General features: G+C 33.3%; 4 protein-coding genes and 1 pseudogene. 3 read left to right on the top strand and 2 right to left on the bottom strand.

The features are described from left to right. The coding region (locus Q0616_RS03150) for an FAD-dependent oxidoreductase (protein ID WP_260542794.1) at window positions 1-1,218 on the top strand (1,218 nt) is incomplete at its 5' end. Window positions 1,219-1,276: 58 nt separating this feature from the next. On the opposite strand, the pseudogene cphA reads toward Q0616_RS03150, so the two are convergent. Both cphA and Q0616_RS11880 read right to left on the bottom strand, forming a co-directional pair. Beyond that, window positions 1,277-3,304: pseudogene (gene cphA, locus Q0616_RS03155) on the bottom strand (cyanophycin synthetase); the annotation flags it as partial. Window positions 3,305-3,316: 12 nt separating this feature from the next. Then, window positions 3,317-3,814, bottom strand: a complete 498-nt coding sequence (locus tag Q0616_RS11880; RefSeq protein ID WP_366940233.1) for a hypothetical protein — start codon at window positions 3,812-3,814, stop codon at window positions 3,317-3,319. Between the two features lie 217 nt (window positions 3,815-4,031). Here Q0616_RS11880 and Q0616_RS03160 point away from each other — a divergent pair, with 217 nt between their 5' ends. Next, window positions 4,032-4,913, top strand: a complete 882-nt coding sequence (locus Q0616_RS03160) for a cyanophycinase (protein WP_171623593.1) — start codon at window positions 4,032-4,034, stop codon at window positions 4,911-4,913. Between the two features lie 2 nt (window positions 4,914-4,915). Then, window positions 4,916-5,186, top strand: a 271-nt coding sequence (locus Q0616_RS03165; protein WP_298775039.1) for an isoaspartyl peptidase/L-asparaginase, incomplete at its 3' end; no start/stop codon positions are given.

Below are 5,186 nucleotides of genomic sequence, written 5' to 3' on the forward strand. Positions count from 1 at the left end.
ATGGATTTACATTCTGGATTACCTTATTGGATTGTGAAAAATGAATTCTTTGATTTATATCAACCACTTCGAAATCATTGTAGCATTGATGTTGCGATAATTGGTTCTGGTATTACAGGTGCTTTAGTTGCTCACGAATTGTGTGAAGCTGGAATAGAATGCGCATTGATTGATAAACGAACAATTTCTACAGGAAGTTCTGCCGCAAGTACAGCTCAATTACAATATGAAATTGATACACCTTTGTGCGAATTAATTAAAAAAGTTCCCGAAAAACATGCTATAAATGCTTATTTCGATTGTTTACAATCCATTACAAGTATTGAAAATATTTTTAAAAACACCAAAATTGATGCTGATTTCACAAGAGTTCCGACTGTTTTGCTGGCAAGTAATAAAGCGGGTGTAGAGTTGTTAGACAGAGAGTTTGCCCTTAGAAAAGAAGTGGGATTACCGATTAACTATTTGGATGCACAACAATTAAAAACATATCAAAATATAGATGGAATTGCTGCGTTACAGAATGATACTTCTGCCCAAATGGATGCTTACAAAGCTGCAATTAGCTTACTAAAATACCATCAACAAAAACACAGCTTAACAATCTATACGCATACAAAAGTGGAAAATATACAGGAATCAAAAAATGGCTGTAAGCTTTTAACAGAGCATGGGCACATTATTTCTTGTCGATATGTAATTGTGGCTACTGGTTTTGAGGCTGGTCAGTTTCTTCCTAAAAAAGTGATGAATTTACTTTCTACTTATGCGATAATTTCCTCGCCTGTTGATGAAAAAATGGTATGGCCAAACCGTAGTTTAATTTGGGAAACAGCTGATCCTTATTTGTATATGAGAACAACAAAAGATAATCGTTTGATTGTTGGAGGGGAAGACGAAGATTTTCAAAATCCTGAAAAACGAGATGATTTACTTCGTTCGAAAATCAAGGTTCTGGAACGAAAATTTAAGCATTTATATCCTGAAATTGAATTTAAAACAGAGATGGCTTGGTGCGGAACTTTTAGTTCTACTGATGACGGTTTGCCTTATATAGGTCCTTGGAAAAAGGGAGATCGTACTTTGTTTGCTTTAGGCTACGGTGGAAATGGAATTACTTTTTCTATGATTGCAGCAGAAGTTCTAAAAAATAGTATTCTTAACAAAAAAGATGAGCGATTAAAAACGTTTGGCTTTAATCGATCATCTAAAAAGTAGATCTTTATAAAATTACTTCATTTTCAAGACAACTATTAATTAACTTAAAATGAGATGATTAAGAATCTTTATCTAAATGAAATTGAACGACATCAATAGCGTTAGAAACAGCATCACTTAATGCGACAATAAAATCACCTTTTTCGGCTTTTTTTATGGTATGTTCAATGGCTTCAATTTCGTTGGGTATGATTTCGTAAGGAAAATCCTGTTGAACTTCGTTGATCCCTTTTACAAGCAACTGTATTATTTCTTTTTCTGTTCGCCCTCTTAGGTGTCGTTCTTGTCTAATAATGATATAATCAAACATTTCGGCAGCAATTCTTCCACAAGATTGGATATCTTCATCTCTGCGATCGCCTACCCCAGAAATAATACCAATTTTTTTATTCGCTTTTACATTCGATAGATAATCTTTTATAGCGATATATCCGGCAGGATTATGGGCGAAATCAATTAAAATTTTAAACTCTTTAAATTGAAAAATATTCATTCTACCAGGAGTTAATTTTGGGCTTGGAAAAAAAGTCTCCAAAGCTGTTCTAATCGTAGAAATATCTATACCTGATAAATACGCTGCCAATACAGCTGCCAGCACATTCTGAATCATAAATGCAGCTTTGCCATTCATCGTCAATGGAATATTACTTACGTCTGCAATACATATTCGTTCTGTTTTGGTTTGGATTACAATGGCATCTTCTGTATAAAATGCAACTGTACTTCCATTTCTTATATTGTTTTGAATCTCTATATTTTTTTCATCCAAAGAAAAATACGCAATTTGACATTCTAATTTTTTAGAAATCTTCATCGAATACTGATCTTCAGCATTTAAAATGGCCCAGCCCTCTTTTTTAACACTTTCTACTACCACAGACTTTACTCTCGCTAATTGTTCTAAAGAATGAATATCCTTTAACCCCAAATGATCTTCGGTAATATTGGTAATGATTCCTATATCGCAAGTGCGAAATGCAAGTCCTTCTCTAAGGATTCCTCCTCTTGCTGTTTCTAAAACTGCAATATCTATGGTTGGATCATTTAGAATTTTTCGTGCACTAATCGGTCCTGTTGTATCCCCTTTTTCCATCAGCTTATTTTGTATATAAATACCGTCTGAAGTTGTATAACCGACATTTTTTTTATGTTGTTTAAATAAATGAGCGATTAGTCGTGTAGTCGTAGTTTTACCGTTGGTGCCAGTAACTGCAATTATGGGAATAGTGGTGGATTTTTGAGGAGGGAAAAGCATATCTACAACCGAAGAAGCTACATTTCGAGCAATCCCTTTTGTTGGAGATAGATGCATTCTAAAACCTGGCGCTGCATTTACTTCAATTACAACTCCTCCGGATGAATACAAAGATGCTGATAAATTGGAAGCAATAATATCTATTCCGCATATATCTAAATTAATAACCTTAGCAATTCGTTCGGCTAAAAGAATATTATCTGGATGAAGTTCATCTGTTACATCAATTGATGTTCCGCCTGTACTAAGGTTAGCGGTTGATTTTAGATAAATGATTTCATCCTTTTTTGGAATAGATTGTAAATCGTAGTTTTTTGATTTTAATAATGAAATCGTATGTTGATCAACTTTTATTTTTGTTAAGACTTGTTCATGGCCTTCTCCTCTATTAGGATTGTTATTTTCAATTTGAATTAATTCTTTTATCGTAAGTTTTCCATCTCCAATTATATGAGCAGGTATTCGTTTGGCCGCAGCAACTACTTTTTTATTGATGACCAATATTCTAAAATCATAACCTTTTACAAATTTTTCTACGATTATTTTTTGACTAAATTCTCGTGCATTCTGGAATGCTTTTTCAGCAGTTTCATATTCATTTATATTGGTGGTTACTCCTCTTCCGTGATTACAATTATATGGTTTAATAACAATTGGATAGCCTATTTCATCTATTATTTTTTTTAAATCTTCTTCATTTTCGCCTATACCACCATCAGCGATAGGAATAAATGCATCCTTTAATAATTGTTTGGTTCGAAATTTATCACATGCAATCTCAACAGCCAGATAGTTGGTTTTATCTGTAATCGTTGCTTCTAATCTAGCTTGCTTTTTACCATATCACAATTGGCTATAAGAATGATTATTTAATCGTGTCCATGGTATTTTTCGGTTTTCTGCTTCATTAATTATACTTTGTGTAGAAGGACCGAGTTTATTTGAATTCCATATTTTAGTCATATTTTTAATATCATCTAAAATGGAATAAGACGAATTAGATATTAATGCTTCTGCAATTCTAACAGCTGCTTTTGCTGCATATATCCCTACCTGCTCATCTTGATAAGCAAATACAACATTATAAGTACCTGGCGTATTTGTTTCGCGAGTTCTGCCAAAGCCGGTATTCATACCTGCTAGGGTTTGTATTTCTAATGCGATATGCTCAATTACATGCCCCATCCATGTTCCTTCTTTTACACGAGTAAAAAAACCACCAGCTACCCCTTCAGAACAACGATGCGAGTACATTGTAGGTAACCATGATTGTATACGTTCTGCAAATCCATCAATCTTATTCGTTGGAAATTGTTCTAAACGACCTAAATTCAATCGCATTTGGATTAGTTTTTCTCTTTTAATACTCCAAAAATTTGGTCCTTTTAAAATCGATATATTTTCTATTTTCATATGTGGTAAGTGTTAAAAAATTTAGTAAATGATTACAAGAACTAGACCTTTTTCCCTTATTAACACTATTTTACCATTATTTTAAGGTTTATTCTCCTCTTGTCCAGTTAATATTAATTAAATTGAAGTTATAAAATCAATAATGATGAGTATTAAAGGAAAATTAATAATTGTTGGTGGTGGTATTAATACAGCTGAGAACATTCCACCTCATTTACCAAAACAAGAAGTACTGAATGATTTCTTTTATCAAAATGGTATTCTAAAAAAAATTATAGAAGAATCTAAACATAAAGAAAATTCGCGAATTGAGATTATTACAACAGCTTCACAAACGCCTAAAATTGCAGCTGAGTCGTATATTAAAGCTTTCAGTCTTTTGGACGCACACAATGTTGAACATTTAGACATCAATACACGTTTAGATGCTATTCATCCTGAATCACTGAAACGATTGGACGAAGCGGATGTTGTTTTATTTAGTGGTGGCGATCAACTCCGATTAACTTCTACCATAGGCGGTACCCCTTTTCAACAAAAATTACTTCAAAAATATTACCATGAAGAATTTATTTACGCAGGTACTTCTGCTGGTGCTGCGGCTGTTTCTTCCAGCATGATTTATCAAGGAGTGAGTTCAGACGCATTACTGAAAGGAGCTGTAGAAATGAATAGCGGTCTTGGATTAATTGATTCCATTTTAGTGGACACACATTTTATTCAAAGAGGAAGAATTGGACGTTTATTTCAAGCTGTAACTGGAAATCCAATGAAAATTGGGATTGGTCTAAGTGAAGATACAGGGTTAATCATTAGCGAAAATAACAACAAAATGACAGCAATAGGTTCTGGATCTATCATACTGGTTGATGGACGAGAAATTTTAGACACCAGTCTTTCTCAAATTGAGATTGGGTATCCGATTTCGATCAGTCATATTATTTGCCATGTGATGACGCGGAATGACGTTTTTCATCTTGATCAAAATAAAATTTCAATCAAAGATTCTCAATACAACAATCAATAACTATGAAGTTAATTATTCACGGTGGTTTCTTTTCCGAATCATTGACAGATCCTGAAACCAAATTTCAAAAACAAAATGCATTAATTAAAATAGTTCAAAAAGGCTATGATTATTTAACCACTCATACCGCTACAGAAACAGTCGTTTATACAGTCAGTTTATTAGAAGATGATCCGTTATTTAATGCAGGATTAGGGTCTCAAATACAATCTGATGGTAAAATAAGATTGAGTGCAGCTTTAATGGATGGAAAAACACTTAAAATGTCTGGTG

Origin of the sequence: uncultured Empedobacter sp. (assembly GCF_937930195.1) — a bacterium.
Lineage (GTDB): Bacteria > Bacteroidota > Bacteroidia > Flavobacteriales > Weeksellaceae > Empedobacter > Empedobacter stercoris.